Origin of the sequence: Roseburia sp., assembly GCF_041325975.1 — a bacterium.
In the GTDB taxonomy this organism is placed as follows: domain Bacteria; phylum Bacillota; class Clostridia; order Lachnospirales; family Lachnospiraceae; genus Roseburia; species Roseburia rectibacter.
Genome location: NZ_JBGLEJ010000005.1, coordinates 1319263 through 1344128, shown reverse-complemented (window position 1 = coordinate 1344128; position 24866 = coordinate 1319263). Strand labels below are relative to the sequence as shown.

At 42.1% G+C, this 24866-nt stretch carries 26 protein-coding genes; 21 read left to right on the top strand and 5 right to left on the bottom strand.

Annotation, left to right across the window (positions count from 1 at the left end; translation table 11 throughout):
• Positions 1 to 64 precede the first annotated feature (64 nt).
• The 9 genes from ACDD58_RS17415 to ACDD58_RS17375 all read left to right on the top strand — a co-directional run bounded on the left by ACDD58_RS17415 (position 65) and on the right by ACDD58_RS17375 (position 12338).
• The gene (locus ACDD58_RS17415) at positions 65 to 1717 is read left to right on the top strand and encodes a response regulator (protein WP_370778523.1); all 1653 of its coding nucleotides are present in this window, start codon (positions 65 to 67) and stop codon (positions 1715 to 1717) included.
• Positions 1714 to 3171 (top strand): sensor histidine kinase, encoded by a 1458-nt coding sequence (locus ACDD58_RS17410; RefSeq protein WP_006859060.1) that lies wholly within the window; start codon positions 1714 to 1716, stop codon positions 3169 to 3171. The genes ACDD58_RS17415 and ACDD58_RS17410 overlap by 4 nt, the downstream gene beginning before the upstream one ends.
• A gap of 185 nt (positions 3172 to 3356) precedes the next feature.
• A complete protein-coding gene (locus ACDD58_RS17405) occupies positions 3357 to 4493 on the top strand; it encodes an ABC transporter substrate-binding protein (protein WP_015521336.1) in 1137 nt (378 codons plus the stop codon).
• A gap of 71 nt (positions 4494 to 4564) precedes the next feature.
• On the top strand, positions 4565 to 6085 hold the full coding sequence (locus ACDD58_RS17400; protein WP_015559982.1) for a sugar ABC transporter ATP-binding protein: 1521 nt from the start codon (positions 4565 to 4567) through the stop codon (positions 6083 to 6085).
• Positions 6078 to 7142 carry an ABC transporter permease gene (locus ACDD58_RS17395; RefSeq protein ID WP_015521339.1) on the top strand — a complete coding sequence of 355 codons (1065 nt, stop codon included), beginning with the start codon at positions 6078 to 6080 and terminating at the stop codon, positions 7140 to 7142. The genes ACDD58_RS17400 and ACDD58_RS17395 overlap by 8 nt, the downstream gene beginning before the upstream one ends.
• Positions 7142 to 8158, top strand: a complete 1017-nt coding sequence (locus ACDD58_RS17390; RefSeq protein ID WP_006856929.1) for an ABC transporter permease — start codon at positions 7142 to 7144, stop codon at positions 8156 to 8158. Before ACDD58_RS17395 ends, ACDD58_RS17390 begins: the two co-directional genes overlap by 1 nt.
• Positions 8159 to 8229: 71 nt before the next feature.
• Positions 8230 to 9291, top strand: coding sequence for an ABC transporter substrate-binding protein (locus ACDD58_RS17385; RefSeq protein ID WP_006856930.1), 1062 nt, complete (start codon positions 8230 to 8232; stop codon positions 9289 to 9291).
• Positions 9292 to 9392: 101 nt separating this feature from the next.
• Positions 9393 to 10574, top strand: coding sequence for a hypothetical protein (locus ACDD58_RS17380; RefSeq protein ID WP_370778522.1), 1182 nt, complete (start codon positions 9393 to 9395; stop codon positions 10572 to 10574).
• 63 nt (positions 10575 to 10637) lie between these two features.
• Positions 10638 to 12338, top strand: a complete 1701-nt coding sequence (locus ACDD58_RS17375) for a M3 family oligoendopeptidase (RefSeq protein ID WP_370778521.1) — start codon at positions 10638 to 10640, stop codon at positions 12336 to 12338.
• 65 nt (positions 12339 to 12403) lie between these two features.
• On the opposite strand, the gene ACDD58_RS17370 is transcribed toward ACDD58_RS17375, so the two are convergent.
• From ACDD58_RS17370 to ACDD58_RS17355, 4 genes are all read right to left on the bottom strand, one after another.
• Positions 12404 to 13024, bottom strand: a complete 621-nt coding sequence (locus tag ACDD58_RS17370) for a flavin reductase family protein (protein WP_117919586.1) — start codon at positions 13022 to 13024, stop codon at positions 12404 to 12406.
• A 110-nt stretch (positions 13025 to 13134) separates the two neighbouring features.
• Entirely contained in the window at positions 13135 to 13650 is a 516-nt protein-coding gene (locus ACDD58_RS17365; RefSeq protein WP_117919588.1) for a DUF4364 family protein, read from the bottom strand.
• Positions 13651 to 13677: 27 nt separating this feature from the next.
• Positions 13678 to 14598 (bottom strand): TIGR01212 family radical SAM protein, encoded by a 921-nt coding sequence (locus ACDD58_RS17360; RefSeq protein ID WP_370778520.1) that lies wholly within the window; start codon positions 14596 to 14598, stop codon positions 13678 to 13680.
• Entirely contained in the window at positions 14595 to 15740 is a 1146-nt protein-coding gene (locus tag ACDD58_RS17355) for an NADP-dependent malic enzyme (protein WP_118209194.1), read from the bottom strand. The genes ACDD58_RS17360 and ACDD58_RS17355 overlap by 4 nt, the downstream gene beginning before the upstream one ends.
• 211 nt (positions 15741 to 15951) lie before the next feature.
• On the opposite strand from ACDD58_RS17355, the gene ACDD58_RS17350 reads away from it, so the two are divergent.
• The 4 genes from ACDD58_RS17350 to ACDD58_RS17335 all read left to right on the top strand — a co-directional run bounded on the left by ACDD58_RS17350 (position 15952) and on the right by ACDD58_RS17335 (position 18136).
• Positions 15952 to 16557, top strand: coding sequence for a flavodoxin family protein (locus ACDD58_RS17350; protein ID WP_370778768.1), 606 nt, complete (start codon positions 15952 to 15954; stop codon positions 16555 to 16557).
• A 218-nt stretch (positions 16558 to 16775) separates the two neighbouring features.
• Positions 16776 to 16937: a hypothetical protein gene (locus ACDD58_RS17345; protein ID WP_241070715.1), complete on the top strand. Its 162-nt coding sequence runs from the start codon at positions 16776 to 16778 to the stop codon at positions 16935 to 16937.
• Between the two features lie 67 nt (positions 16938 to 17004).
• Entirely contained in the window at positions 17005 to 17736 is a 732-nt protein-coding gene (locus ACDD58_RS17340) for a hypothetical protein (RefSeq protein WP_186899104.1), read from the top strand.
• A 1-nt stretch (position 17737) separates the two neighbouring features.
• Positions 17738 to 18136, top strand: a complete 399-nt coding sequence (locus ACDD58_RS17335; RefSeq protein WP_117919593.1) for a PAS domain-containing protein — start codon at positions 17738 to 17740, stop codon at positions 18134 to 18136.
• Positions 18137 to 18385: 249 nt separating this feature from the next.
• Here the strand turns inward: ACDD58_RS17335 and ACDD58_RS17330 are convergent, their stop codons facing one another.
• Positions 18386 to 19258, bottom strand: a complete 873-nt coding sequence (locus ACDD58_RS17330) for a DegV family protein (RefSeq protein WP_186899105.1) — start codon at positions 19256 to 19258, stop codon at positions 18386 to 18388.
• A 234-nt stretch (positions 19259 to 19492) separates the two neighbouring features.
• Between ACDD58_RS17330 and ACDD58_RS17325 the strand changes: the two genes are divergently transcribed.
• The 8 genes from ACDD58_RS17325 (at position 19493) to ACDD58_RS17290 (ending at position 24836) form a co-directional block, all read left to right on the top strand.
• On the top strand, positions 19493 to 19693 hold the full coding sequence (locus ACDD58_RS17325) for a hypothetical protein (RefSeq protein ID WP_147345376.1): 201 nt from the start codon (positions 19493 to 19495) through the stop codon (positions 19691 to 19693).
• Entirely contained in the window at positions 19684 to 20382 is a 699-nt protein-coding gene (locus ACDD58_RS17320) for a hypothetical protein (protein WP_241070714.1), read from the top strand. The genes ACDD58_RS17325 and ACDD58_RS17320 overlap by 10 nt, the downstream gene beginning before the upstream one ends.
• A gap of 140 nt (positions 20383 to 20522) precedes the next feature.
• Positions 20523 to 21587: an ATPase, T2SS/T4P/T4SS family gene (locus ACDD58_RS17315; RefSeq protein ID WP_186899107.1), complete on the top strand. Its 1065-nt coding sequence runs from the start codon at positions 20523 to 20525 to the stop codon at positions 21585 to 21587.
• Positions 21520 to 23130 (top strand): hypothetical protein, encoded by a 1611-nt coding sequence (locus ACDD58_RS17310; protein ID WP_241070713.1) that lies wholly within the window; start codon positions 21520 to 21522, stop codon positions 23128 to 23130. The genes ACDD58_RS17315 and ACDD58_RS17310 overlap by 68 nt, the downstream gene beginning before the upstream one ends.
• The gene (locus ACDD58_RS17305; RefSeq protein WP_117919602.1) at positions 23127 to 23462 is read left to right on the top strand and encodes a hypothetical protein; all 336 of its coding nucleotides are present in this window, start codon (positions 23127 to 23129) and stop codon (positions 23460 to 23462) included. Before ACDD58_RS17310 ends, ACDD58_RS17305 begins: the two co-directional genes overlap by 4 nt.
• Before the next feature lie 139 nt (positions 23463 to 23601).
• Positions 23602 to 23751, top strand: coding sequence for a hypothetical protein (locus ACDD58_RS17300; RefSeq protein ID WP_186899108.1), 150 nt, complete (start codon positions 23602 to 23604; stop codon positions 23749 to 23751).
• 11 nt (positions 23752 to 23762) lie between these two features.
• Positions 23763 to 24218, top strand: a complete 456-nt coding sequence (locus ACDD58_RS17295; RefSeq protein ID WP_117919604.1) for a hypothetical protein — start codon at positions 23763 to 23765, stop codon at positions 24216 to 24218.
• 30 nt (positions 24219 to 24248) lie between these two features.
• Positions 24249 to 24836, top strand: a complete 588-nt coding sequence (locus ACDD58_RS17290; RefSeq protein ID WP_117919700.1) for a hypothetical protein — start codon at positions 24249 to 24251, stop codon at positions 24834 to 24836.
• Positions 24837 to 24866: the final 30 nt, after the last annotated feature.

Here is a 24866-nt window from a genome sequence, read left to right as displayed (position 1 = left end):
ATGGAATGTGCTATTTTCATCATATAGATTTTCCGGCGGATGGGGAGTCCGGGAAGAAGATATGATGGGGGAAACAGAAACGATGTTGAAAATTTTTCTGGCAGAAGATGAGATTGTAATGCGGGAGGGGATACGAAATAATATTGCATGGCAGGAGGAAGGATTTGAATTTGTTGGTGAGGCGAGTGATGGAGAACTCGCGTATCCGATGATTCAGAAACTAAAACCGGACATCCTGATCACGGACATCAGGATGCCTTTTATGGATGGACTGGAACTTAGCCGGATCGTAAAACAGGAACTTCCGGATACGAGTATCCTGATTCTGAGCGGATATGGTGAGTTTGATTATGCAAAAGAAGCTATCTCGATCGGTGTGGAAGACTATCTGCTGAAACCGGTGACCAGTGCACAGCTTTTAGAAGCAATCAGGCGGATCGCAGAAAAAATTTACGGCAGGAGAGGCAGACAGGAAGAGACAAAAAACGAAAAAGAACAGAGAACGCTTACAAAAAGAAGACTGTTCCGACATATCGTATCCGGTGAGCACTCCTTTTCGGAGGTGTTAAAAGAGGCCAGAGAACAGGAGATCGAACTGGCAGCGGAGCGCTACAATGTTCTTATGTTACAGCTCTTTTTCGAGGACGGGACGGAGACGTTTTATGAAAAAGATGAAGCATTTGAAGATCATATGGAACAGTTTTTTGCATACGGTTCGAGTGTGATCTGCGCAAAACTAAGCTGTGGGGAATATCATCTGGTACTGAAAGAGGAAAATGGTGTGACGCTTGAACAGCTGAAAAATGCCATTGAACAGGAACTTGAAATATATCTCTGCGGGGAAAATAAGATCGATTATGCCGCGGTATACGGGATACCGGTCACACGGTTCAGCGAGATCAAAAAATGTTACGAGGAAGCGAATCTTCTTTTTGCAAAGCGGTATTCCTTAGAGAAAAATAAGATCACGGAACAGGTAAAGAAGATAGAAAATGAGATGGAAACAAAAGAGACATTAGATCTTGGGGAACTCAATGTGTCCGGGATCGACCGCAGACAGGTGGAACAGTTTTTGTATACAGGAAGAAAAGAGGAAGTATCCGGGTTTGTGGATGATTATTTCCGGAAAATCTCAAACGGTAGCTTACAGTCGGTTCTGCTGCGTCAGTATGTGCTGATGGATCTGTATGTGAGCGCGGTCTCCGTGTTGGAAAAAAGCGGATATACCAGTGAAAATCTGTTGGAACAGTACAAAGATGCGCAGAAGATGGAAATTTTTCTTGGCACTGCAGGACAGGCGAGGGAGTACATCAAAAATCTGTTCGGGGCAGTGATCGAACTGCGGGAGCAGGGCATGGAACGCAGATATGACAATCTGATCCAACATGCAAAAGCCTACATAGAAGATAACTATAATCATGAGGATATCTCCTTAAATATGGTCGCTTCGGAGGTAAATTTAAGTTCGAGCCATTTCAGCACTGTATTCGGACAGGAGACGGGAGTGACGTTTGTTGAGTATCTGACAAAGGTGCGCATGGATAAGGCAAAACAGTTATTGCGGACGACCGGGACTAAGACCACGGAGATTGCATTTGAAGTCGGTTTCCGGGATGCACATTATTTCAGTAACCTGTTTAAAAAGACACAGGGGTGTACGCCGCGGGAATACAGAAACAGGAGTGACAGACCAGAGCAGGAACAGGAAAAATTATGAACGTAAGAAAAAAATTTTCATTAAAAAACAGGTTGTATCTGCTGCTTCTTATCTGTGTGATCCCACTAACGGTTATGATCACATATTTGCTTTTTATGATCAACAATGTATCGTCAAAATATGACCATATTGTGGAGAAGATCACAAAGGCAAATGCATATAACATCGGATTCAAGGAAGATATCGACTATGTGATGTACATTATCGTGGTTAATTCGGAACGTGCGGAGGAGTTAGTCGATACACAAAAGCCGCAAAAGATGATCAAAGAGGCGAGAGAGGTGTTTGGGGAATTGGCAGAGGATGCCGATTCCGCATATGCGAAACAGCGTCTCTCGCGAATTTTAAAGAGTCTTGACACCCTTGAAAAAAGGGTGCAGGAGATTGAGGAAGATGCGTTAGTCAGTGGATCTTATGAGACAAATATGGAGAGTTTGGACTTAAATATCAGGGTGCTGACGGAGCTGATCCAGGAACAGATCCAGTATTATATTTATTACGAGAGCATGAACATGGAGGATCTGCGGGGTGGGATCCGTAATGATGTGGAGCAGGCGATTGCGATCACGAGCGGTATTTTACTGGTGATCTTAGTGGGTGCATTTGCAGTCAGCAGAAAAATCGTGACGGGCATCACAGAACCAATCGGGGAGCTGTGCGATGCCGCAGTGGCTGCCGGGGGTGGCGATTTCAGAATCCGGGCGGTGAAAACCGGACCGGAAGAGATTGAGGTGCTAAATAAGAGTTTTAACCAGATGGTGGAAAAAATCGGCAACCTTGTGGAAGATATCCATACGGAGGAGTTGAATTTAAGGGCAGCAGAGCTTCGGGTGCTGCAGGAGCAGATCAATCCTCATTTCTTATATAACACGCTCGATAATATCATCTGGCTTGCCGAGTCAAAAAAGACAGACGAGGTCGTAATGATGGTGTCCTCCCTGTCCACATTTTTCAGGACTTCTTTGAGTAAGGGAAGGGAGTTTGTCTCCGTGAAAGAAGAGACAGAGCATATCCGCAGCTATTTAGAGATCCAGCAGTTCCGCTACCGGGACATTTTAGATTATGAGATTGCGATCCCGGAGGAATATTACGGTTATGAGGTCATCAAACTGACACTTCAGCCGTTAGTGGAAAATGCACTTTACCATGGCATAAAAAACAAGCGTGGAAAGGGACATATCACGGTCTCGGCGGAGCGTTGTGCGGATGTCTTGATCTTTAAGGTAAAAGATAACGGGATCGGGATGGATAAACAGAGACTTGCAGAAGTATGCGCGATGTTAAAAGAGGATGGCAATACGAAAAAAGAAAATGACGGCTTTGGACTGTTTAATGTCAATCAACGCATCCAGTTGCATTATGGCACGGAATATGGACTGAAAGTGCAGAGTACCTACGGGGAAGAAACGGAAGTCTGGGTAAGAATTCCGGTAAGAACAGAAAGCAGTTCATAAAAAATACACATTTTTCCAAAAAAAATACACTTTTTTACCGAAATATATGAAAGCTGTTCACAATTTAGTAAAAAATTATACTTAATTCAAATTTAATTCGGTATTCATAAAAACCTCTCACAGTTATAATTAGACCATGGTTAGCAACGAAACCAAATCTAAAAAAACTATGGGAGGTTTTTGAAATGAAAAGAAAATTGGTGAGTATGGTAATGTGTATGGCATTAGGGGCAACAATGTTAGCAGGATGCGGAAACAGCGCAAACACGTCAACAGGTAATGCGGGTGCATCCAATGATGCCGCAGCAAAAACAGATGATGCAGCTGCTGCAGATCAGACAGAAGACAGCGCAGAGGCAGCCGGAACAGAGAGCTCCGCAGCAAGCGGTGATACGGTTACAATTGGTTTTGCACAGGTTGGACACGAATCTGACTGGCGTACCGCTTCCACAGATTCCTGTTTAAGTGTTTTTTCCGCAGACAATGGATACGATCTTCAGTTTGTAGACTGTGATAATGATTCTGCAGTACAGTTAGAGGCAGTCAGAGGATTTATCGAGCAGGATGTTGATTATATCATCATCGATCCGATCGTATCAACCGGATGGGACACTGTACTGACAGAGTGCGAGGAAGCAGGAATTCCGGTTATTGTCATTGACCGTACGATCGATGACTCAGATAAATATGTTTCATGGGTAGGTTCTAACTTCAAGACAGAAGGTCTTGCAGCAGGAGAGTGGTTAAAAGCATATACAGATGCAAAGGGCATCAGTGATGTCAATGTACTTGTGATCGAGGGATCTACCGGAGCTTCCGCAACGATCGGACGTACCGACGGATTTAAAGAGATTGCAGATGCAAATGGATGGAATATCTTAGATTCCCAGACAGGTGATTTCACACAGGCAGGCGGACAGGAAGTCATGGAGTCCTACATCAAGAGTTATGAAGGTAAATTTAATGTTGTTGTATGCCAGAACGATAACGAAGCATTCGGTGCAATGGATGCAATGAAGGCAGCTGGTATCTCCTACGGTGTAGATGGTGATGTGATCCTTGTTTCCTTTGATGCATGTACCGCAGGACTTGAGTATGTAATGTCCGGTGACATCAATGCAGACTTTGAGTGTAACCCGCTTGCAGCTCCGTTCGTAGAGGAAGTTATCAAACAGCTTCAGGCTGGTGAGACTCCGGAGAAAGAAGTATACATGACAGAACACTGGTTCGTAAATGAGGATGTCCTTTCTACGATCAATGTAAATGGAGAAGATCAGGATCTGACCGTTGTCACAAAAGAAATCGTAGATGCCCAGTACTAATCAAACCTGATGGCATAAAATGCGGGGGAGACCATCTGGTCTCTCCCATTTTAAAGAAAGGGTGAAGGAAGATGGAGAGTAATGTTGTATTGACCATGCGCGGAATAACCATGACATTTCCGGGAGTAAAAGCATTGGATCATGTGGATCTTACATTACGCAAAGGTGAGATCATGGCACTGATGGGGGAAAATGGTGCCGGAAAATCTACGCTGATCAAATGTCTGACAGGAATCAATGCATTTGAGGCAGGAGAAATACATGTGGAGGGCATCGATGGTCCGGTTGTCAATCATTCGACGCTGGATGCACAGAAAAAGGGCATTTCCACTGTGTATCAGGAGGTAAATCTTTGCCCGAATCTTAGTGTTGCAGAGAATTTATTTATTGGAAGGGAACCGAAAACAAAACTTGGAACGATCGACTGGAAGACCATGGTCGCAAAATCGGAAAAGATCATGGACAGTCTGGATATAAAAATTGATGTAACGCAGAATCTGGAAGAATATTCACTTGCCCTGCAGCAGATGATCGCAATCGCGAGAGCGGTGGATATGGAATGTAAAGTACTTATCTTAGATGAGCCGACGTCATCGTTGGATGACCATGAAGTAGAAAAATTATTTACCCTGATGCGTCAGCTGAAAGAAAAGGGAGTTGCAATCGTGTTTGTAACCCATTTTTTAGAGCAGGTCTATGCGGTCTGTGACCGTATCACAGTACTCAGAAACGGTAAATTAGTCGGGGAATATCCAATCGAAGAACTGCCGAGGGTGCGTCTGGTTGCGGCAATGATGGGAAAAGATTTTGATGATCTTGCGGCCGTAAAAACAGAGCAGGCGAAAGACTTTTCAAAGGAACCGCTGTTTATCGATGCAAAGGGATTGAGCCATAAAGGGAAAATCAAACCGTTTGACTTACAGATCCATAAGGGAGAGGTAGTCGGATTGACCGGACTTTTAGGTTCCGGTAGAAGTGAGTTAGCACGTGTTATTTACGGCGCGGACAAAAATCAGACCGGAGAGCTGAAAGTGGCGGGAAAAGAAGTAAAGATCAATGCTCCGATCGATGCCATGAACCTTGGAATGGGACTATTGCCGGATGACAGAAAGGCAGAAGGTATCATAGGTGACCTGTCGGTAAGGGAAAATATTATTCTTGCACTGCAGGCAAAACGTGGAATATTCAAACTGCTGCCGATGAGTAAGCAGATCGAGATCGCGGACAAATACATAGAACTTCTTCAGATCAAGACCGCAAACAGGGAGACACTGATTAAACAGCTCTCCGGTGGTAACCAGCAGAAGGTGATCTTAGCACGCTGGCTTGCGACCGATCCGGAATTTTTAATTTTAGATGAACCGACGCGTGGTATCGATGTCGGAACAAAGACAGAGATCCAGAAACTTGTGATCCAGTTAGCGGAGGAGGGAAAGAGCCTGATCTTTATTTCTTCTGAGATCGAAGAGATGCTTCGAACCTGTTCGAAACTTGTCGTATTAAGAGATGGGGAAAAAGTCGGTGAGATCACGGATAATCTGACACAGGAACATGTAATGCAGGCGATCGCAGGAGGTGGCACAAATGAATAATATAAAGAAACTGATCAGCAAACCGCTGTTTCTGCCTATCTTTTGTATGTTATTGGTAATGGCGGTAAATATCATTTACGATGTTGCATCGGGAAATTTTGCATTTAATTTCTTTACGATCTCCATTCGAAACGGAGTATTGTATGGACGTATTATCGATATCTTAAACCGTGGAAGTGAGATCGCGATCCTTGCGATCGGAATGACTCTGGTTGTATCCTGTTCTGCAGGTACTGATATTTCCGTTGGTTCGGTCATGTCACTGGCAGCGTCGTTCTGCTGTATGCTGCTTGCAGGCTATGGAGTTTCCTCCACGAATGAACTGGCGAGACCGCTTATCATCGGAGTGCTTGGCGGTATCCTGATCGGATGTGTCTGCGGTGCATTTAACGGATTTTTAGTATCGTATCTGAATGTACAGCCGATGGTCGCAACGCTTATTTTATTCTCGGCAGCAAGAGCGATCGGTCTGTTATTATGTAATAATATGATTGTGTATGTAAGAGAGGATTCCTTTAAAATTTTTGGTGGATATCTTGGATTTATCCCGACACCGATTGTTGTGGCAGCCGTATGTATCATAATCACTTCCCTGATACTAAAAAAGACGGCGCTGGGGTTATATGTACAGAGTGTTGGTATCAACAAAAAGGCTTCCCGTATTGCAGGTATCAAATCAGAAAGAATTATTTTCCTGTGCTACATTGTCTGTGGACTTTGCGCCGGAATTGCCGGAATTGTGGCATCTTCCCGTATCAGTTCTGCAGATTCTAACAATATCGGATTAAACTTTGAGCTGGATGCAATTCTTGCAGTTGCACTTGGCGGTAACAGTCTTGGCGGCGGAAAGTTCCGTCTTACCGGTTCTATTATCGGTGCATATACGATCCAGGCGATCACGACAACACTGTATGCGCTGGGTGTTTCCACCGAACAGGCACCGGTATACAAGGCGGTCATTGTTATCATCATCGTTGCGATCCAGGCGCCTCCGTTTAAGGATTATATGAAAAAGATGTCTGCAAAAAGACAGCTGGCAAAAGGAGGTGTCGCATAATGAAGAAAAAGAAAATGAATGGAAACACGGTACTTTTGATCATCACAATCGTTTTATTCTTCGTCATGTATGCAGTCGGATGTGCGATTTATGCAAATAAGGGATTTACACACCTGCAGACATTTTTAAATGTACTGATCAATAATGCGGGACTCTTATGCATTACCTGTGGAATGACATGTGTTATGCTGACAGGCGGAATCGACATCTCGGTTGGTTCTCTTGTAGCTATGGACTGTATGTTTCTTGCGGTCGGAATGGAGAGATGGAACATGAACGCAGTGGTTCTTTGTATTCTGGTCCTTTTGATCGGCGTTGTATTTGGAATTGTACAGGGTTTCTGTGTCGGATATTTAAATATCCAGCCATTTATTGTGACGATGGCGGGAATGTTCTTCGCAAGAGGTATGACGGCTGTGATCTGTACGGATCAGGTATCGATCAGCAGCAATGAATTTTTTGTAAAACTTGCAAATGCCAAGATCAAACTTCCGTTTGGATCTTATGTCAATGGTAAAGGCGTGGTACAGGTACCGTTTATCCGTATTTCCGTGGTTGTGGCACTGGTAGTGTTAGTCGTGGTATTTCTGATGCTCCGCTACACCAAATTCGGAAGAAGTCTTTATGCAGTTGGCGGCAGTGAGCAGTCAGCGACCATGATGGGACTTGATGTGAAAAAGACAAAATTAAAAGCTTATGTGTTATCTTCTTTCCTCTGTTCGATCGGCGGTATCTGCTATTGCTTGAATACCATGTCCGGCAACGTGCAGCAGGCACTTGGATTAGAGATGGATGCCATTGCATCATCCGTTATCGGTGGAACGCTCCTGACCGGAGGAGTTGGAAATGTGATCGGTTCCTTCTTCGGTGTACTGATCAACGGTACAATCTCAACTCTGGTAAAGACCAATGGTAAGCTCTTAAGTTCCTGGTCGAGCATCGCAGTTGCAGCATTACTTTGTTTCTTTATTGTGTTACAGAGTATTTTTGCAAAGATGAAAGAGAGCAGTAAATAATAAAGTGAATAAGAAAAAGCTGTCGCACAGAGAAAATTCTCTATTTATGTGCGGCGGCTTTTTGGTATATAATGAAAAGCAGAGGTTATGGGTTCGGAGGAGATATGTTAAACAAAAGGTGGGTATCAGCAGGAATCACGGTACTTGGGGCAATATTTTTGCTGGCAGGATGTGGAGAAAAAAGAGGGCAGCGCACGAATGGACTGGACACGGAGGAGATGGCAGGTCATGATGGGTGTATTGTGGTAGGCTATGCACAGGTCGGTTCAGAGTCAGACTGGAGAACAACGAATACGCAGTCATTTAAAAATATTTTTACGGAAGAAAACGGTTATTATCTGATTTTTGAGGATGGACAGCAGAAACAGGAAAATCAGGTCAAGGCGATCCGCAACTTTATCCTACAGGATGTGGACTATATTATTTTAGATCCGGTTGTGGAAACGGGATGGGAAGCGGTGCTTGAGGAGGCAAAGGAGGCAGGAATCCCTGTCATTCTCTCTGACCGTACCGTGGAAGTCGGCGATGAAAGCCTTTACAGCTGCTGGGTAGGAAGTAATTTTTGTGAAGAGGGAATAAAGGCGGGGGAGTGGCTTGAAAATTATTTAAAAGAACAGGGAAGAGAAGATGAGACGATCCATTTAGTCACACTGCAGGGGACGTCAGGTTCCTCCGCACAGATCGGGCGGTCGGACGGTTTTGAAAAAATATTAAAAAAACACTCAGACTGGGTGATGCTTGAAAAACAGTCGGGCGATTTTACACAGGCAAAAGGTCAGGAAGTCATGGAAGATTTTTTAGAGAAGTACGATGATATCGATGTTGTGATCAGTGAAAACGACAATATGACGTTTGGCGTGATCGATGCGCTTGAGGCGGCAGGAAAGAAAATGGGAACAGATGGTGATGTGATCGTGATCTCATTTGATGCAGTAAAAGATGCGCTTACGGTGATGCAGGATGAGAAGATCATGGCTGATTTTGAGTGCAATCCGCTGACAGCCCCTTTGGTCGAACAGACGATCCGGCATATGGAAAACGGGGAAGAGGTCGATAAAGTCCAGTATGTGGAGGAAGGATATTTTGATTACACGATGGATCTGAAATCAATCCTGAAAGACAGATCCTATTAGACAATAGGGAAAGTGTGTATATTGCTTCTTTGGTTTTATTTTTGTATAATATTGAAATAAATTATACTGGGAAATCAAATAAAACAGAGGAGAAGAGCAGTATGGCAGAAGAGGAATTTCAGGAACAAAGTTCCGTGAAAACTGAAACTGAAAAAGAACAGAGTGCCGTGGAAAAGAAAAAAGCAAAAGAACAGAGTGCCACAGAAAAGGAAAAGGTAAATGTAGAGAATGTTATGGAACAGGAACAGGTAGAAGATCCGGTTATCATAGAGAGCGAAGATGTGAAGATGGAAACGGAACCGGATTATACGCAGATGGAAGTCAAAAATCCGCGCATCGGGAAAGTTTTAAAGCTTGAAGAGGAAGCAAAGCGGCAGAATGAATTAGAGCAGCTTCGCAGCAAGCGGATCAGACAGCAGCAGGAATATATCAATCAGATGATCGACTCCGTGGAAGCAAATCTGAAAAATACAAAAGAAGAACAGAAGTTAAATGAAGAATTTGAACGCCATATCAGAACGGAAGTTTACCGGATGCATGGCATCAGTGAGGATAAACTTCAGGGCATGGAGGAACGCCGCAATGCATGGTATCAGGGAGCGGCGTTTGCACTGTTTTTTCTGTCGCTGATCTTAGTGGCAGTGTGTGGTGTTTTACATGGGTTTGGTTCGGAACTGTGTATTTTTATGGCATTTTATACGGCAATTGAGGGTACGCTTCTTTCAAATGGCAGAAAACAGGCAGCGTTTTTTGAGGTACTGATCAAGATTTTATATCTGTTACTTTACCCTGTGATGCTGACGGTGTTTGTGTGCTACGAACTGAAATTTAAGGAATATGATATGTTAGTTCCAATCTTTGTGATCGCTGGTGTGGTTGTTCTGATGCTTGGGGCTATATCTTATTTTGCTTACGATCCATACCGCGTGGATAAGCGCAACCGCAAAAAGGCAAACAGTTACATAAAAGAAATGGAGAAGGCGGCTTTAAAGGAAGTGCGTCTGAAAGAAAAAGCGTTTGAAAAACTGCAGCGGAAAAACGAGAAGAAGGCACAGAGAGAAAAAGCGCGCAAAGAAAAGGAAGAAGAAAGGCGTAAGAAACGGGAAGCACGCAAGGCAGAACGTGAAGCAGCACGGCAGAAATCAGAACAGGAACAGCCGGTAGAAAAAATCATTGGATGGTGGGAAAAAATCCGTCATAAGAATGAGAAGAAAACTGAAAGTGAAGTGAAAGAGCAGATGACAGAAAACATTGCGAAAGACAAAAATGAGAGCGCAGAATAAAAGTCTGTTATGGTCAAAGACCAATAACATATAGAAATGCAGGAAGAAAGGACAAAATGAAACATGGAAGATTTTAAATTCAGCACACTGGAATATAAAAGACCAGATTTTGAAAAAGTAGGTGCATTTGCAGAGGAGATCACACAAAAAATCAAAAATGCAGCATCCTATGAAGAATTAAAAGGATATATGGAGCAGATGGAGGAGATGTCGAAAAATTTTTCGACGGACTGCACGATCGCATCTATCCGCCATACCTTAGATACGACAGACGAATTTTATGAAAAAGAAGATGCGTATATCAATGATATGGTGCCGACAGTTATGCCAAAACTTCTGGCGATGAATGATGCACTGATGGAATCAAAGTTCCGCGGGGATATTGAAAAGGAGTACGGAAAGCAGTATTTTGCACAGATGGATCTGCAGAAAAAGACATTCTGTGAGGAAAACATCCCACTGATGCAGCAGGAGTCAAGACTGTGCAAGGAATATGAAAAAATGATGGCAACCGCAGCAATCCCGTTTGACGGAAAAACGTTAAACCTGTACGGGGTACAGAAGTATTTTGAACATGAGGATCGTGAAGTACGAAAGGCTGCTGTGAAGGCATACTCCGATTTTTATCATGGCAATGAAAAACGTCTCGAAGAAATCTGGGATGAACTGATCAAAATCCGTACACAGATGGGAAAAAATCTTGGTTATGAGAACTTTATCCCGGTTGGATATATGCAGCAGGGACGTACCGATTACGGCATGGAGGAAGTAGCTGCTTTCCGTGAGCAGGTGCGTACCGTGTTAGTACCTCTGTGTGAAAAATTATATGAGGCACAGAGAAAACGTCTCGGCGTGGATACATTGATGTTTTATGATGAAAAACGTGTATTCCCGGATGGCAATGCAGTTCCGGCAGGGGATGATGATTTCATGGTGGATCAGGCGAGAAAAATGTATCATGAATTAAGCCCTGAGACAGGAGAATTCATTGACTTTATGATCGACCATGAGCTGATGGACTTAAAAAACAAACCGGGCAAGGCATCCACCGGATATATGACATCCCTTGACCGCTACAAAGCACCGTTTGTATTTTCCTGTTTCAATCAGACGATCTTTGATATGCAGGTACTGTCACACGAGTTAGGTCATGCGTTTGCAGGATATATGGCAATGCGCAGCCAGCCGATCGCTGCATATTACAGTGAGTCAACGGATATTGCAGAAATTCATTCCATGGCAATGGAACAATTTGCTTATCCATATGCAGAAAAATTCTTCGGAGAGCAGGCAGATAAATATCGTTTTGCACACTTGCAGGATGCCCTGACATTTGTACCGTTTGGCGTAGCCGTAGATGAATTCCAGCATATCTGTTACAGCAACCCGGATATGACACCGAAGGAGCGCACGCTTGCATGGAAGAAGTTGGAAGAAACTTATATGCCTTGGAGAAAATATGAGGCAGATGATTTCTTTGACCGTGGCGGTTACTGGTATCATAAACTGCATATTTATCTCTATCCATTCTATTATATCAACTATACTTTGACGACAATGGGAGCGATGGAGTTTAAAACCAAGGACAGAAAAGATCATGAGGATGCATGGAAAGATTATTTAAATCTCTGTAAATGTGGTGGCAGCATGAGCTATTTAGAGACACTGCGCTACGCACATCTGATGAATCCATTTGAGCAGGGAACGGTGGAAAAAGCCATTGAGCTTGCAAAAAATGATCTGTTAAACAGCAGATATATGTAAGAGAAAATAAAATGCAATAGATGTATCAGTATCTTGACAGAATAAAAAAAGCAAAGAAACGGAGGTTATTTCCGTTTCTTTGCTTTCTTTTTTGCGACACTGTATCCAAAAGTGCCAAGTTTTTTGCCGAGTAAAAAGTAGGCACCATGGGAGTAGGTAACAAGTCCGGTGTCATTGAGGTGAAATGTATTTTTCTCATCAAAAAATGCATCATCTACGGTGACATTCACCACATCAGCAAGAAACATGGTGTGGCTTCCGAGCGGTTTTATCTCCCGAACCTTACATTCGATATTGACAGGACTTTCTGCGATGCCCGGTGCAGAAATCTCCTTCGAAGGGAGCGGTGTCAAATGCATTTCTTTGAATTTATCAATGTCTTTTCCGGAGCGGACACCGCAAAAATCAGTTGCGCGGACTAACTGCTCCGTTGTCAGATTTACAACAAACTCGCCGGAAGTTTCGATCATATGGTAAGAGTAGCGCTCCGGGCGTACAGAGATCGACAACATCGGTGGATTGGTACATATGGTTCCTGCCCATGCTACGGTGATGATATTTGGTTTTCCGGCAAGATCTGGATTGGTACAGAGTACATCTTCTTTTCCGGCAGGATACTGGCAGCTTACCATGACGGCAGGCAGCGGGTAGAGCATGTTGCCGGGTTTAAAATATTGTTTTGCCATAGAAAAACTCCATTTCTGAGTAATTTGTTAAGAAGAGATGATAACATTGCTGTCAGCGTATCATGTTCTGTTATTTGTAATAATAGAAAGTCTGCCAGGCGTCCGATCTATTATTTTAAAAGAAGATCCATCAGATAAGCGTAGACGTCTTCATTTTGTTTTTTCCAGTTATCACAGATCGCCTGCGCCTGTTCCCTTGTTTTTACGGTGAGAGTCAGGTCGATCAGATTGGTATCGTGTACACGAAACTGGCAGCGTGCAGCATAATCCTGATTTGGTGTTTTGTAATAGTCCGCAAGTATGGAGTTGACGCTGCGCAGCTCTAATTTATTTTTTTCTAAGAATGTGGTGGTATCACGTTCGATTGCCGGTGTGATCTTATCTTTGAAAAAACCAAGCGTTTCTTTTCCGGCAGCAGTAATGGTATACTGCGTATTGCTGTGAGTGGATTCTGCATGTATCAGGCTGGCATCCTCAAGGTCACTTAATACCTGTTGGACACGAAAATAATCCGTATAATCCTGCTCTAAAAAGAAATTAGATATCTGTGTGTTTGTCAATGGAAAATCCACTTTATCCAGCATATTTAAAATTGTCAGTTTATAGATCGTGAATGGTTCTGCCATAATATTAGATGCCCTCTTTCTTTATAATCAGATATTTTTCCCCTGCCAGAGATCACGCTCACGCAGACATTTCTGTATCGTGTTTAAAACTCTCTTTTTATCTGTACTCCATAAGGGTGCAAGTAAAAGATTCCTCGGCCCGTCCCCTGTGAGCCGGTGGATGACGATCTCCGGCGGCAGCAGTGCGATGCAGTCTGCAATCAGGTCACAGTATTCCTCCAGTGTAAAAAGTGGAAACGGATCTGCCATATAGGCAGTCCCAAGATCGGTTCCTTTCAATATATGAAGGAGCTGGAGTTTTATTCCGGTGACCGGAAGGCTGCCAACATAACGGACGGAGGAGAGCATATCTTCTTTTGTCTCACCCGGAAGTCCAAGGATCAGATGAGTAATGACCGGAATGTTTCTTTTATGCAGATCAGATACTGCCTGCTCAAACTGGGAGAGGGTAAAACCGCTTCGGATCGCGTGAAGTGTTTTGTCGTGGATAGTCTGAAGTCCAAGTTCAATCCAGACCGGTTTTTTGCGGTTTAACTCGTCGAGGAGATTTAAGACATCCGGTGGAAGACAGTCACAGCGGGTCGCGATGGACAATGCCACCACATCCGGTTCTTCAATGGCTTCCGTAAAGATCCGTCTTAAATATTCTACCGGTGCATAGGTATTGGTATATGCCTGAAAATAAGCGATGAACTTTTTACAGCCTGTTTTTGCCTGAATCCGTTTTTTGGCGGAAAGAATCTGCGCATGAACAGACAAGTCAGGCGCGGCGGCAAAATCCCCGGAACCACCGGCACTGCAGAAGATGCAGCCGCGGTTATCTAAGGTGCCGTCACGGTTTGGACAGGTCATACCGCCATTTAAGGAAAGACGGTAGACCTTTTCCCCGAAAGTCTGTTTTAATTCATAATCTAAAGAATGATATCGTTTATCGCCCCAGATCATCATTTGATATGGGATTTGACAGCTTCGCTTACAACTTCTGCGACACGCGGGTCAAAAGCCTCCGGCATGATAAATTCGTCACATAACTGATCCTCGGAAACAAGACCTGCGATCGCTTCTGCGGCGGCAAGTTTCATTTCTTCCGTGATCTGTGTGGCACGTCCCTCTAAGGCGCCTTTGAAGATACCAGGGAATGCGACAACGTTGTTGACCTGATTCGGGAAGTCACTTCTTCCGGTTCCGACCACGCGTGCACCGGCTGCTTTTGCAACGTCCGGCATGATCTCCGGTACCGGGTTTGCCATTGCAAACAGGATGGAATCGTGATTCATGGAAGATACCATCTCCGGTGTTACAATGTTTGGTGCGGAAACACCAACAAAAATATCAGCACCTTTTAATGCATCGGCAAGTGTTCCATGCTCATTTGCAAGGTTTGTTACTTCGGTCATTTTCTGCTGCATCCAGTTTAAGTTTGGATAATCTTTTCCGATGATGCCCTCACGGTCACACATGATCACATTTTTAAAACCGTATGTTAAAAGTAATTTTGTGATGGCAACGCCAGCAGATCCAGCACCGTTTACAACGACGCGGCAGTCCTCTTTTTTCTTGCCGGTCACCTTTAATGCATTGATGATACCTGCAAGTACTACGATGGCAGTACCGTGCTGGTCGTCATGAAATACCGGAATGTCGAGCATTTCTTTTAAACGTTCCTCAATCTCAAAGCAGCGTGGTGCGGAGATATCCTCCAAGTTGATACCGCCGAATGCCGGTGCAATGTTCTTAACGGTAGCGATGATCTCTTCGGTATCCTGTGTGTCAAGACAGATCGGAACAGCGTTGACATTGCCGAATTCCTTGAATAATACGCATTTGCCCTCCATAACCGGCATAGCTGCGTATGCACCGATATTGCCGAGGCCTAACACGGCACTTCCGTCGGAAACAACGGCAACGGTGTTGGCTTTCATGGTATATGTATAAGCTGCCTCAGGATCTTTGGCAATGACCTTGCAAGGCTCTGCAACGCCCGGTGTGTACGCAATCGCGAGATCTTCGCGGCTCTTTACTTTAGATTTGGCAACGGTCTCTAATTTACCGTTCCACTGTCTGTGCATCTCTAATGCTTTATTCTCCATAATAATATATCTCCTGTTATCATTGTTTTCATTTATGATAACATTAACAATTTCACAAATCAAGAAAAGTTGATGGAGAATTCTGCTGATTGTAACTGCTGATTTCATTTTAAGGGAATTTGACATATATAATAGGTAAGTGATAAAGTTATTTTAGAAATTATCCGGCAGAAAATCCGAAAAGAAGGGAAGATTTGAAGTGAAAGTATTAATGATTAACGGAAGTCCGAGAACAAATGGAAATACATCGATAGCACTTGGTGAAATGAAAAAGGTTTTTGAGGAAGAGGACATAAATGCGGAAATCGTGCAGGTTGGCAACAAAGCTGTAAGAGGCTGTATTGCCTGCAATCGTTGTGCGGAACTTGGAAAATGTGTTTTTGATGATGTGGTAAATGAGCTGGCACCTAAATTTGAAGAGGCGGATGGTCTTGTAATCGCAAGTCCTGTTTATTATGCATCAGCAAATGCAACTTTAATTGCAGTTTTAGACAGACTTTTTTACAGTACATCTTTTGATAAAACCATGAAGGTGGGAGCAAGTGTCGTATGTGCCAGACGTGGTGGATGTTCCGCTACGTTTGATGAATTAAATAAATATTTTACGATAACAAATATGCCGATCGCATCAAGTCAGTACTGGAATTCCATCCATGGAAGAGGGCAGGGAGAAGCAGAAGCAGATGAAGAGGGGAAACAGACGATGCGTGTGCTTGCAAGAAATATGACATTTCTTATGAAGAGCATTGCACTTGGAAAAGAACAGTTTGGACTTCCAAAAACGGAAGAACATGTGTGGACTCATTTTATCCGGTAGAAGAAATCCAAAGAGAAAGCGGATCGCATGATCGGTTATAGGGGGGAACAAACTTCCAAGGTGGGAAGCGTATGATGAACCGTTGACTGCGTAATATATTAAAACCAGTGTATGAGTCGGCGAAAGTATGCGGATTTCAGGAGTGGTAAAGGTTATTCAAATATCTGAACTGATCCTGATTCCGACGGTAAATACCGGACAGGAACCAATGGAGATGTTTGAACAGGAAATCCATAGTTGTCTCACCGGAAGGAACAGTTATTGAAAAAGCGGATGATACTGAGCAGATCATTTATACTGATATTGACATAAGAGAATCACAGAGAATCCGCAATAAAAAGCCATATACATCTTTAAGACGTAAGGAATTTTACCTGTAGCTGATTTTTGAATTGGTTTGTAAAGTTGTGAAAGAGAAATACAGGACAGTACAAGAATGGAGATAAGATGGGAAATGAATCAGGTGAATGGATCATGTACGGTGTAGACTGGGATGATCCGGAGTGTATACATACGGTAGATGAAGCAATGGAATATATCAATGAGGTCGGTTTTCTTCCTTTATTCAAAAATGATATTCCAGGTTTTTCTCTGGAAGAAAGAACTGTGCCAGAATATTGGTGGAGTGATGTATCCGAAAAAGATCCATGGATGTGGAGAGCAGTCATTGCAAGAAAACATGACATAGTTTATGGCAAGTTTTTTGACAGAAAAGCTGGTTTTATATCAAAAAAATGGCTGCCTGTATTTGCAAATTATCGTCGTGATGGATATGATTTTGATGCACTATATGAGGATGGCAAAGCACCAAACAAGTATAAGAAGATAATGGATAATTTTATTGAGGATAAGGAAGATGCAGAAATATATTCTAATATACTGAAAAAACAGGCTGGCTTTGGTAAGGATGGGGAAAAGGGATTTGATGGCGCCATCACAAATCTTATGATGCAGACTTATCTTTGCAACTGTGATTTCAGAAAGCGGGTAAATAAGAAAGGTGTGGAGTATGGATGGGATGTTGCTGTGTATTCTTCGATTGAACATATATATGGATACGATTATGTGACATCATGCTACAAGGATGATCCGGGAGATTCGTGGAGGCAGATTGCAGATCATATGCATGAAATTTATCCGGTTGCATCAGACAAACAGATAAGGAAGGTGTTGAAATAAAATGAGCGATAAAACAAAAAATTATGACAAAATAGATATCAGTTATTTTAAAAGCATTGTGGATCAGGACAGGGCTTCGGTTGTTATATGTAATCTCAGTCATGAGATCATATATATGAATCCGGCAGCAGTACAGAATTATTCAAAACATGGTGGAGATAAGCTGATAGGAAAAAGTCTGTTGTGTTGTCACAATCCGGAATCCGGAGAAAAGATACAGCAGGTGATCGACTGGTTTGCAGCGGATGAAAGCCATAATATTGTATATACTTTTCATAATGAGAAGCAGAATAAAGATGTATATATGGTGGCGCTTAGAGATGAAGGAAAATTAATCGGATATTATGAAAAACATGAGTATCGGAATGCAGAAACCATGAAATATTATGATTTATTTTAAACAGAATAAGTTTATGAAAACGGAGGAGAAAGAGCGTGAAGGGAAAAGGATTCCTGACCAGAATCTTAGTGTTGTCAATACTTTTTCTCATAAAAAATCCCACACCACATTTCATGTGATGTGAGATTCTCTTAACTTAATGCCATTGACCTCGCTGTCTGGGAGATTTTTTTGTTAGGGGAGTTTTTTTACAGCTCCTTTTTTGCCTGAAACATATGTTTGTAAAGTTTATATATATGATCAGTGTGATTAACGGTGATCTCCCAGATAAAAAAGTGCAACCGTGCCAGGACCGGAATGTGCACCGATCGTAGCACCGATATAGTCGATCATAAAATTCTCATATCCGAAACGTTCTTTGATCAGATCAGCGACAAACTGTGCGTCTTCCGGGCAGTCTCCATGGCTGATGAAGATGATATCATTTTTATCTTTCCAGTCACCGAGTTGTTTTTCCATGCAGTCGACAAGTCCGATCAGTGATTTTTTACGTCCGCGTACTTTGCTCAACATGACAAGGTGTCCTTCATCATCGACATGAAGTACTGGTTTTAAATTGATCATCGTACCGACGATCGCGGCTGTTTTAGAAAGCCGTCCGCCGCGATGCAGATGGAAAAGATCATCGACGGTAAAATTATGTACGAGATGATATTTATTTTCTTCTACCCAGGCAGCAACCTCATCTAAACTTTTTCCTGCTTCTTTTAACTGGACTGCTTTATAGACAAGCAGACCCTGACCTAAGGTTGCGGCAAGCGAATCAACAACTACGATCCGGTGATCCGGATATTTTTCACAGACATCTGCTGCCGCGATACGGCAGCTGTTGAAACTTCCGCTGAGACCGGAAGAAAATGCAATATGGAGAATATCCACATCATTATCTTTCAGGATGGATTCATACAGCAGGGCAGCTTCTTCGGGATTTGCCTGTGAGGTGGTCGGCAGGGAGCCGGCACGCATTTTATCATAAAAATCTTTGACAGGCATTGGTTTTTCCCAGGTGTAGGATGTACCCTCTAGTGTGTAAGGAAGGGACATCATGTATAAGTGATGTTTTTCAACGTAGTCTCTTGGTAAATCAGTGGTTGTATCGGTAACAATTACAAACTCTTTCATGAACTCCTCCAGATCATATTGTAAATATTTAAAGATAGCATCAATCGGATATTATCCGATCTCCATGGGTATTACCCATGCACAATTATAAATGATATATTGTTAAAAGAAAAGAAAAAATTGAAATCAGGTATTTACAAATATAATAAAATGAAGTATGATATCACTATCTTTTTATCGGGTTTGCGTGAAGCATCTGAGATCGTTCTATTCATTGAGGAGATTGGAGCGGTTTTGAAACAGGATGAACGAAGCGTCAGACATTTTTGCGGCGGTATGACCAGCCGTATCATTGGAAATCAGACAGATATTTCCATCTTTTTACAATCAAAAGTTATCAGTTTATTTCACAGAGCAATATTTCGTAACGGAGGCTGTTGGAAGGATATTCTGCACTTTTTTTCGAATCAGAAAATGGAGGCAGTATGTCAGTAAAAATAGCATTCTGGGGAATGGACAAGTCATTCCATACAACAGAAATCATGGCTGTAATGGCATGCCTTTTGGCAAAGAGCAGGCCGGCATGTAACGTTTTAGTACAGCGGGAAAATGGCTGGCAGTGTATCTTTTCCGGCGGAAAAGAAAAGATTCTTTTGGCGGATTGTGGATATGGAAGAGACAAAAAGACACAGAACAGTTTAAAAAAAGCGGATATTATAGTAGCTGGTATGCAGTCATATCCGAGTGAATGGGAGGATATGATACGTGATTTTGCGAGAAAGCAAAAGAAAGTTCTTTATCTGATAGAAGGGTATGCGTTTTATGCAAGGCAGATGAAAAATGACATGGTACATACATATCGCATTGCACCGGAGCAGATAGGATATATTCCGCAAAACGGAGAACTGGAATGGGTGTCACAGCAGGGAAAAATGGATAACTTTATCAGGCTGTGGAAACAGAAATCAGAAACAGAACGTAATAAAATTTTTTTTGAAGAAATGGGATCAAATCTGTTTCTTCTCAGAAAACAGATCGAAAAAATTGAAAATGGAGGATTCTATTATGGAACAGGTAATGAAACACTACGGAAATGCAATTCTTGCAGTAATCGTATTACTGGCATTGGGGGCGATCATTGTGGCAGCACTTTCGTCGGATGGGTATGTTGCGACAGAATTTAAGAATACACTCACAGGCTTTTTTAATAATATGAATGCGCTTCGCCCATAAAAATTTTATAGGGGAGAAGTTACTGGTGCAATGAAAGAAAAAGAGGACTTTTCTTTTATGCGGGAAAGTCCTCTGAAAAATGGAGAGAACAATGAGTGAAAAAGTTATTGTTGAACCTACACCGGAACAGTTCGGAATATTCTGGAAGTATTTGAGCAGACCGGAAGTGACGGATGTGGATTATAACGGGAAAAAATTATGGATCACAGATTTGGAACAGGGAAGATATTGTGCAGATGAGGAGATACCGGAAGCATTTATCAGTACGTTTACACACAGTATCTCAAACTGTATCAATAAACAGTTTAATAATGCAAATAAAATATTAGAAGCGGATACCAAAGAACTTAGAATCAGTATTATTCATGAGTCTGCCGCGATATCAGGGATCAGCATCTGTATCCGTAAATCCCCGTGTTTTGTAAGAAACACTTTAAAAGAACTGCTCGATCAAAAATATTGTGAACAGAAGGTATTACATTTACTGCTGAATTGTGTGCAAGCGGGGATGAATTTTGTTTTTGGTGGAGAACCGGGTGCAGGTAAGACAGAAAGTGCAAAATTTTTTATGCAGTTTATCAGAAAGGAAGAACGTGTTATTACCATAGAAGATTCATTAGAAATTCATTATACGAATATCAATCCAGGGGCAGATGCGGTGGAGCTTCGTGTTGGAAAGGGATTTGATTATACAGATGCGATCAAGGCTTCCCTGCGTCAGAACCCAAGCTGGCTGATGCTTTCCGAGGCGCGTTCTGTGGAAGTAACTTCACTGTTAGAACAGTGGAGTACCGGTGTTCATGGATTTACGACGATACATCTGGATGATGTAAGAAAATTGCCGGACAGGATATTGAACATGATGAATAATGTTAATGATGCACAGCGCATGGAGAACCGCATCTACCGTTATGTGAATGTAGCAGTTCTGATCCGCAAAACCGAATCTTCAGATGGAAAGGTAAGGCGTTATATTGACCAGCTTTGTTTTTTTTCGAGAGAAAATGCGGAAAATAAGATTTATATGATCGTTGAAGATGGAGCGCTGGTATCCGGAAAAATACCGTTAGATATTCAGAAAAGATTTAATGAAGCGGGTGTGGACGAACCTTTTGTATGCAGACACTTTGACAGGTATCTTAGAGAGGGAAGATAAAGAGAGAGGAGGACGTATGATGGGGATGTTTACTTTTTGGAATCCGAAAAATCTACAGAAAAAGGTAGATATGTATGGATATCATTTTTCGTGGAAAGAGCATACGATGATGATTTTTATGGCATTGGCGGGAGTATTTGGCGTCGGAGTCGTTTTTCAACTTAAGACGGGCGGTGTTGTGGCTGCGTTGGCAGCTGTTTTAGCAATGCTTCCGATACTGGTGCTTGATATGTACCGTAAAATGTATGAGCAGAAGCGGTTTGCGGATGCTGCGGAATATATGGAGCAGATGTTATATGCATTTCAGAAAAGTGGAAAAATATTGAGTGCACTAAAGGAAACCAGAGAAATATTTGAAGAAGGGAAGATGCGTTCCTGTATCGAGCAGGTGATTCTGAAACTGGAATTTGGAGAATTTGCCATAGGTGAAAACATTTTTAAAGAGGCATTAGAACCGCTTGAGAGTCAGTATCAGTGTCCAAAGATAAAAATGGTCCACGAACTTCTTATCAATGCAGAGGAACATGGGGGAGAAATGAACGAATCTGCACTGATTCTTTTAGAGGATATTGAATTGTGGAAACGCAGAGGATATCAGCTTCAGGCAGAAAAGAAAAAAAGCCATACGGACAACATTATTTCTGTGATCGTATCGGTCATTCTCTGTGCGACAGCATTATATGTATTAGATTCCATGAAAGATCTTTTTGCGGTGAAAACATGTTTTAATATATTTGATGTAAAAATCATTCAGGTTTCGTCACTTGTATTTCTTCTTTTCTTATTATGGGTATTTGTAAAAAGCTCAAGGAATCTGACAAATGACTGGCTGGCAGCAGAGGAAAAGGAGCAGAGAAATGATATCAGCTCAAGCTGCGAGCTTGTGTATCATTATGATGAAAAAAAGGAAAAAAGAAAAAGCGTATTATGGACATTGCCGGTAGCAGGTGTCATGTTTACAGCTTTTTTGCATGGAAAAATATTGCTTGCCGGACTGTTATTTCCAGTTACACTTTTTTTGGCTATGCAGCACAAAGTGGGTTTTAAGATTGCAAAAAGAGATGTGACGGAGGCTGTTTATCTGGCACTTCCAGGATGGTTTATGGAACTTGCGTTGCTGCTGCAGAATAATAATGTACAGATTTCTATTGAAAAATCAAAAAACAGCGCACCACAGGTATTAAAATATGAGATTGAATGTCTGGAAGAACGGTTAGAAAAAACACCGGAAAAACTAAGTGCATATACAGATTTTTGTAGAGAATTTGACGTACCGGAAGCCCAAAATTGCATGAAAATGTTACATGCTGTTGCGGAAATGGGAACCGGGGATGCAGTGACGCAGATAAATCATCTGATCTTACATGTAAATGAGATGCAGAACAGGGCAGAAGAAATCCGAAATGGGAAAATTGCATTTGGTCAGAAAATGATATTTTCATATCCGGTTATAGCGGCAACTGTAAAATTGCTGATCGATCTGACAATCGGAATGACAATGATGTTTCAAATGCTTGGAAGTATGGGAGGTGTGATGAAATGAAGCAGGTAATTGGGGCATTTGGTATTTTATTTATATTGATGATAAATATTTTTGTGTGCACAGGTCTGATCGGAGCGGGCGGGCAGATTGCGGCTGCAAAAGAGTATAAGTCGCAGGTGGTTGCAGAACTGGAGAACAGCAATTTTAACCCGGTTGTTATTGATGCCTGTAAAAAAAAGGCGGCGCAGGACGGATACGAACTAACAATTTCAGAATGTATCTATGATGCATGGCAGAATATGAATGCATCACAGGTTGCGTTAACATATCATTACCGCATACCGATACTGGGAATTTCTGAAGAAAATATTACATATGCGATCGCGAGGTGATGGATTTTAGTATGATGATAATCGTGGAAAAATTTGGTGGAGCTTTTTTGGGAATATTGGCAGGAAGTGCAGTGATACGGATGTTTTATGAAGTTTTAAATTATGTATCATCTTTCTGAAAGAAGGAAAGGAAAAGACTATGGAAGACATCATAGAGGAATTTGGAAGCGGATTTCTGGCAATTGCCGGGACATTTTTTCTTATTGGATTCTGGTATGAAAATATGGGGCATGGTGGAGTTATTTACGAATTTGTGCGGCAGTTTTTGATTTGTACCTGTGGCAGTTAGAGGAGATGGATATGTATGAAGTGATCAAAGTGTATGGAAAAACAATTTTTCAGGCAGTAATTCTGGTTGGATTATTGTGTCTTATTTTTCAAGATGTGATGGATGAAAACGGTAACAGGGGGATTTTGAAGATCGTATCTGATCATACGGAGATGCAGACAGAAAGTCCGGCAGATTTTGAAACATTTTGTGAGGAATCACAGAAATCACCGCCTTATTTTGTGACAGTCGAGACAGGATATCTGGAAACTGGACAATATGAATTGACAGATATTGTAAAGGCATGGGATTATGCTGGAAATGAGCTGCAGGTCTGCCTGCTAAAAGTTATTTCACCGGATGGAACAATACTGGAAAATGAACTGGATTTTCAGGAGTCCGGTGTGTATGAATTAAATGTGATGGCTGCAGATCATGAAAACAGAGTCCGATATGCAGCAGTAAGTATACCGGTAAATAGATCATGACTCAGATGAAGGGTGGGAAAAGTGAAAAATATGATAATGATGATAATTGGGATCACAATTGGAGCAATAACGATTCTGATAATATTAACAGTAACTGGCCGTATGAATTATGCGGCAGAATTGGAAAACCAGCTGCCTGCAGCTATAGAGGGTACGCTTTGTAATGCAAAGATAAAACAGACGTATGATGTAGCAGATAACAGAGAATTTACAGCAGATGTAACGGAACAGCTCGTAAAGGGAATGGATGCCCAGACGGGTATTGTAATGCGAATCATGGGAGCTGATAAGGAAAAAGGACTATTTTCCATTGAAGCAGATAGAGAGTTTATACACCCAAATGGAAAAAAAGGAACGGTTACATGCAGTCGGACTGTATTGGCAGACAGGCTGCAGTCTGTAGCTGTGCAGAAATATTATGTACAGTTTTACAAGGATGCAGATAGTGATACCTGTTATAAGCAGTATTGTATTATGGAAGGAGATACGATCACCGCACCGGCAGTCCCGGTAGAGGAAACAAGAGATTTTGCCGGCTGGCAGGATGACAATGGATATGAGGCAGATTTTTCACAACCGGTGGAGCAGAACCGGATATATTATGCTGTGTGGAAATAATGTTCGTGTCATTTAGAAAGAAAAACAGCC

Excerpts from the sequence above, each read along its gene's own strand:
- ACDD58_RS17315 (WP_186899107.1), top strand. The coding sequence starts at position 20,523 with ATGAGTGAAAAAGTTATTGTTGAACCTACACCGGAACAGTTCGGAATA.
- ACDD58_RS17405 (WP_015521336.1), top strand. The coding sequence starts at position 3,357 with ATGAAAAGAAAATTGGTGAGTATGGTAATGTGTATGGCATTAGGGGCA.
- ACDD58_RS17320 (WP_241070714.1), top strand. The coding sequence starts at position 19,684 with ATGTCAGTAAAAATAGCATTCTGGGGAATGGACAAGTCATTCCATACA.
- ACDD58_RS17390 (WP_006856929.1), top strand. The coding sequence starts at position 7,142 with ATGAAGAAAAAGAAAATGAATGGAAACACGGTACTTTTGATCATCACA.
- ACDD58_RS17400 (WP_015559982.1), top strand. The coding sequence starts at position 4,565 with ATGGAGAGTAATGTTGTATTGACCATGCGCGGAATAACCATGACATTT.
- ACDD58_RS17330 (WP_186899105.1), bottom strand. The coding sequence starts at position 19,258 with ATGAAAGAGTTTGTAATTGTTACCGATACAACCACTGATTTACCAAGA.
- ACDD58_RS17380 (WP_370778522.1), top strand. The coding sequence starts at position 9,393 with ATGGCAGAAGAGGAATTTCAGGAACAAAGTTCCGTGAAAACTGAAACT.
- ACDD58_RS17340 (WP_186899104.1), top strand. The coding sequence starts at position 17,005 with ATGGGAAATGAATCAGGTGAATGGATCATGTACGGTGTAGACTGGGAT.
- ACDD58_RS17375 (WP_370778521.1), top strand. The coding sequence starts at position 10,638 with ATGGAAGATTTTAAATTCAGCACACTGGAATATAAAAGACCAGATTTT.
- ACDD58_RS17415 (WP_370778523.1), top strand. The coding sequence starts at position 65 with ATGGGGGAAACAGAAACGATGTTGAAAATTTTTCTGGCAGAAGATGAG.
- ACDD58_RS17410 (WP_006859060.1), top strand. The coding sequence starts at position 1,714 with ATGAACGTAAGAAAAAAATTTTCATTAAAAAACAGGTTGTATCTGCTG.
- ACDD58_RS17290 (WP_117919700.1), top strand. The coding sequence starts at position 24,249 with ATGATAATGATGATAATTGGGATCACAATTGGAGCAATAACGATTCTG.
- ACDD58_RS17385 (WP_006856930.1), top strand. The coding sequence starts at position 8,230 with ATGAAAAGCAGAGGTTATGGGTTCGGAGGAGATATGTTAAACAAAAGG.
- ACDD58_RS17310 (WP_241070713.1), top strand. The coding sequence starts at position 21,520 with ATGAAGCGGGTGTGGACGAACCTTTTGTATGCAGACACTTTGACAGGT.
- ACDD58_RS17300 (WP_186899108.1), top strand. The coding sequence starts at position 23,602 with ATGGAAGACATCATAGAGGAATTTGGAAGCGGATTTCTGGCAATTGCC.
- ACDD58_RS17370 (WP_117919586.1), bottom strand. The coding sequence starts at position 13,024 with ATGGCAAAACAATATTTTAAACCCGGCAACATGCTCTACCCGCTGCCT.
- ACDD58_RS17295 (WP_117919604.1), top strand. The coding sequence starts at position 23,763 with ATGTATGAAGTGATCAAAGTGTATGGAAAAACAATTTTTCAGGCAGTA.
- ACDD58_RS17360 (WP_370778520.1), bottom strand. The coding sequence starts at position 14,598 with ATGATGATCTGGGGCGATAAACGATATCATTCTTTAGATTATGAATTA.
- ACDD58_RS17350 (WP_370778768.1), top strand. The coding sequence starts at position 15,952 with ATGATTAACGGAAGTCCGAGAACAAATGGAAATACATCGATAGCACTT.
- ACDD58_RS17365 (WP_117919588.1), bottom strand. The coding sequence starts at position 13,650 with ATGGCAGAACCATTCACGATCTATAAACTGACAATTTTAAATATGCTG.
- ACDD58_RS17335 (WP_117919593.1), top strand. The coding sequence starts at position 17,738 with ATGAGCGATAAAACAAAAAATTATGACAAAATAGATATCAGTTATTTT.
- ACDD58_RS17305 (WP_117919602.1), top strand. The coding sequence starts at position 23,127 with ATGAAGCAGGTAATTGGGGCATTTGGTATTTTATTTATATTGATGATA.
- ACDD58_RS17395 (WP_015521339.1), top strand. The coding sequence starts at position 6,078 with ATGAATAATATAAAGAAACTGATCAGCAAACCGCTGTTTCTGCCTATC.
- ACDD58_RS17355 (WP_118209194.1), bottom strand. The coding sequence starts at position 15,740 with ATGGAGAATAAAGCATTAGAGATGCACAGACAGTGGAACGGTAAATTA.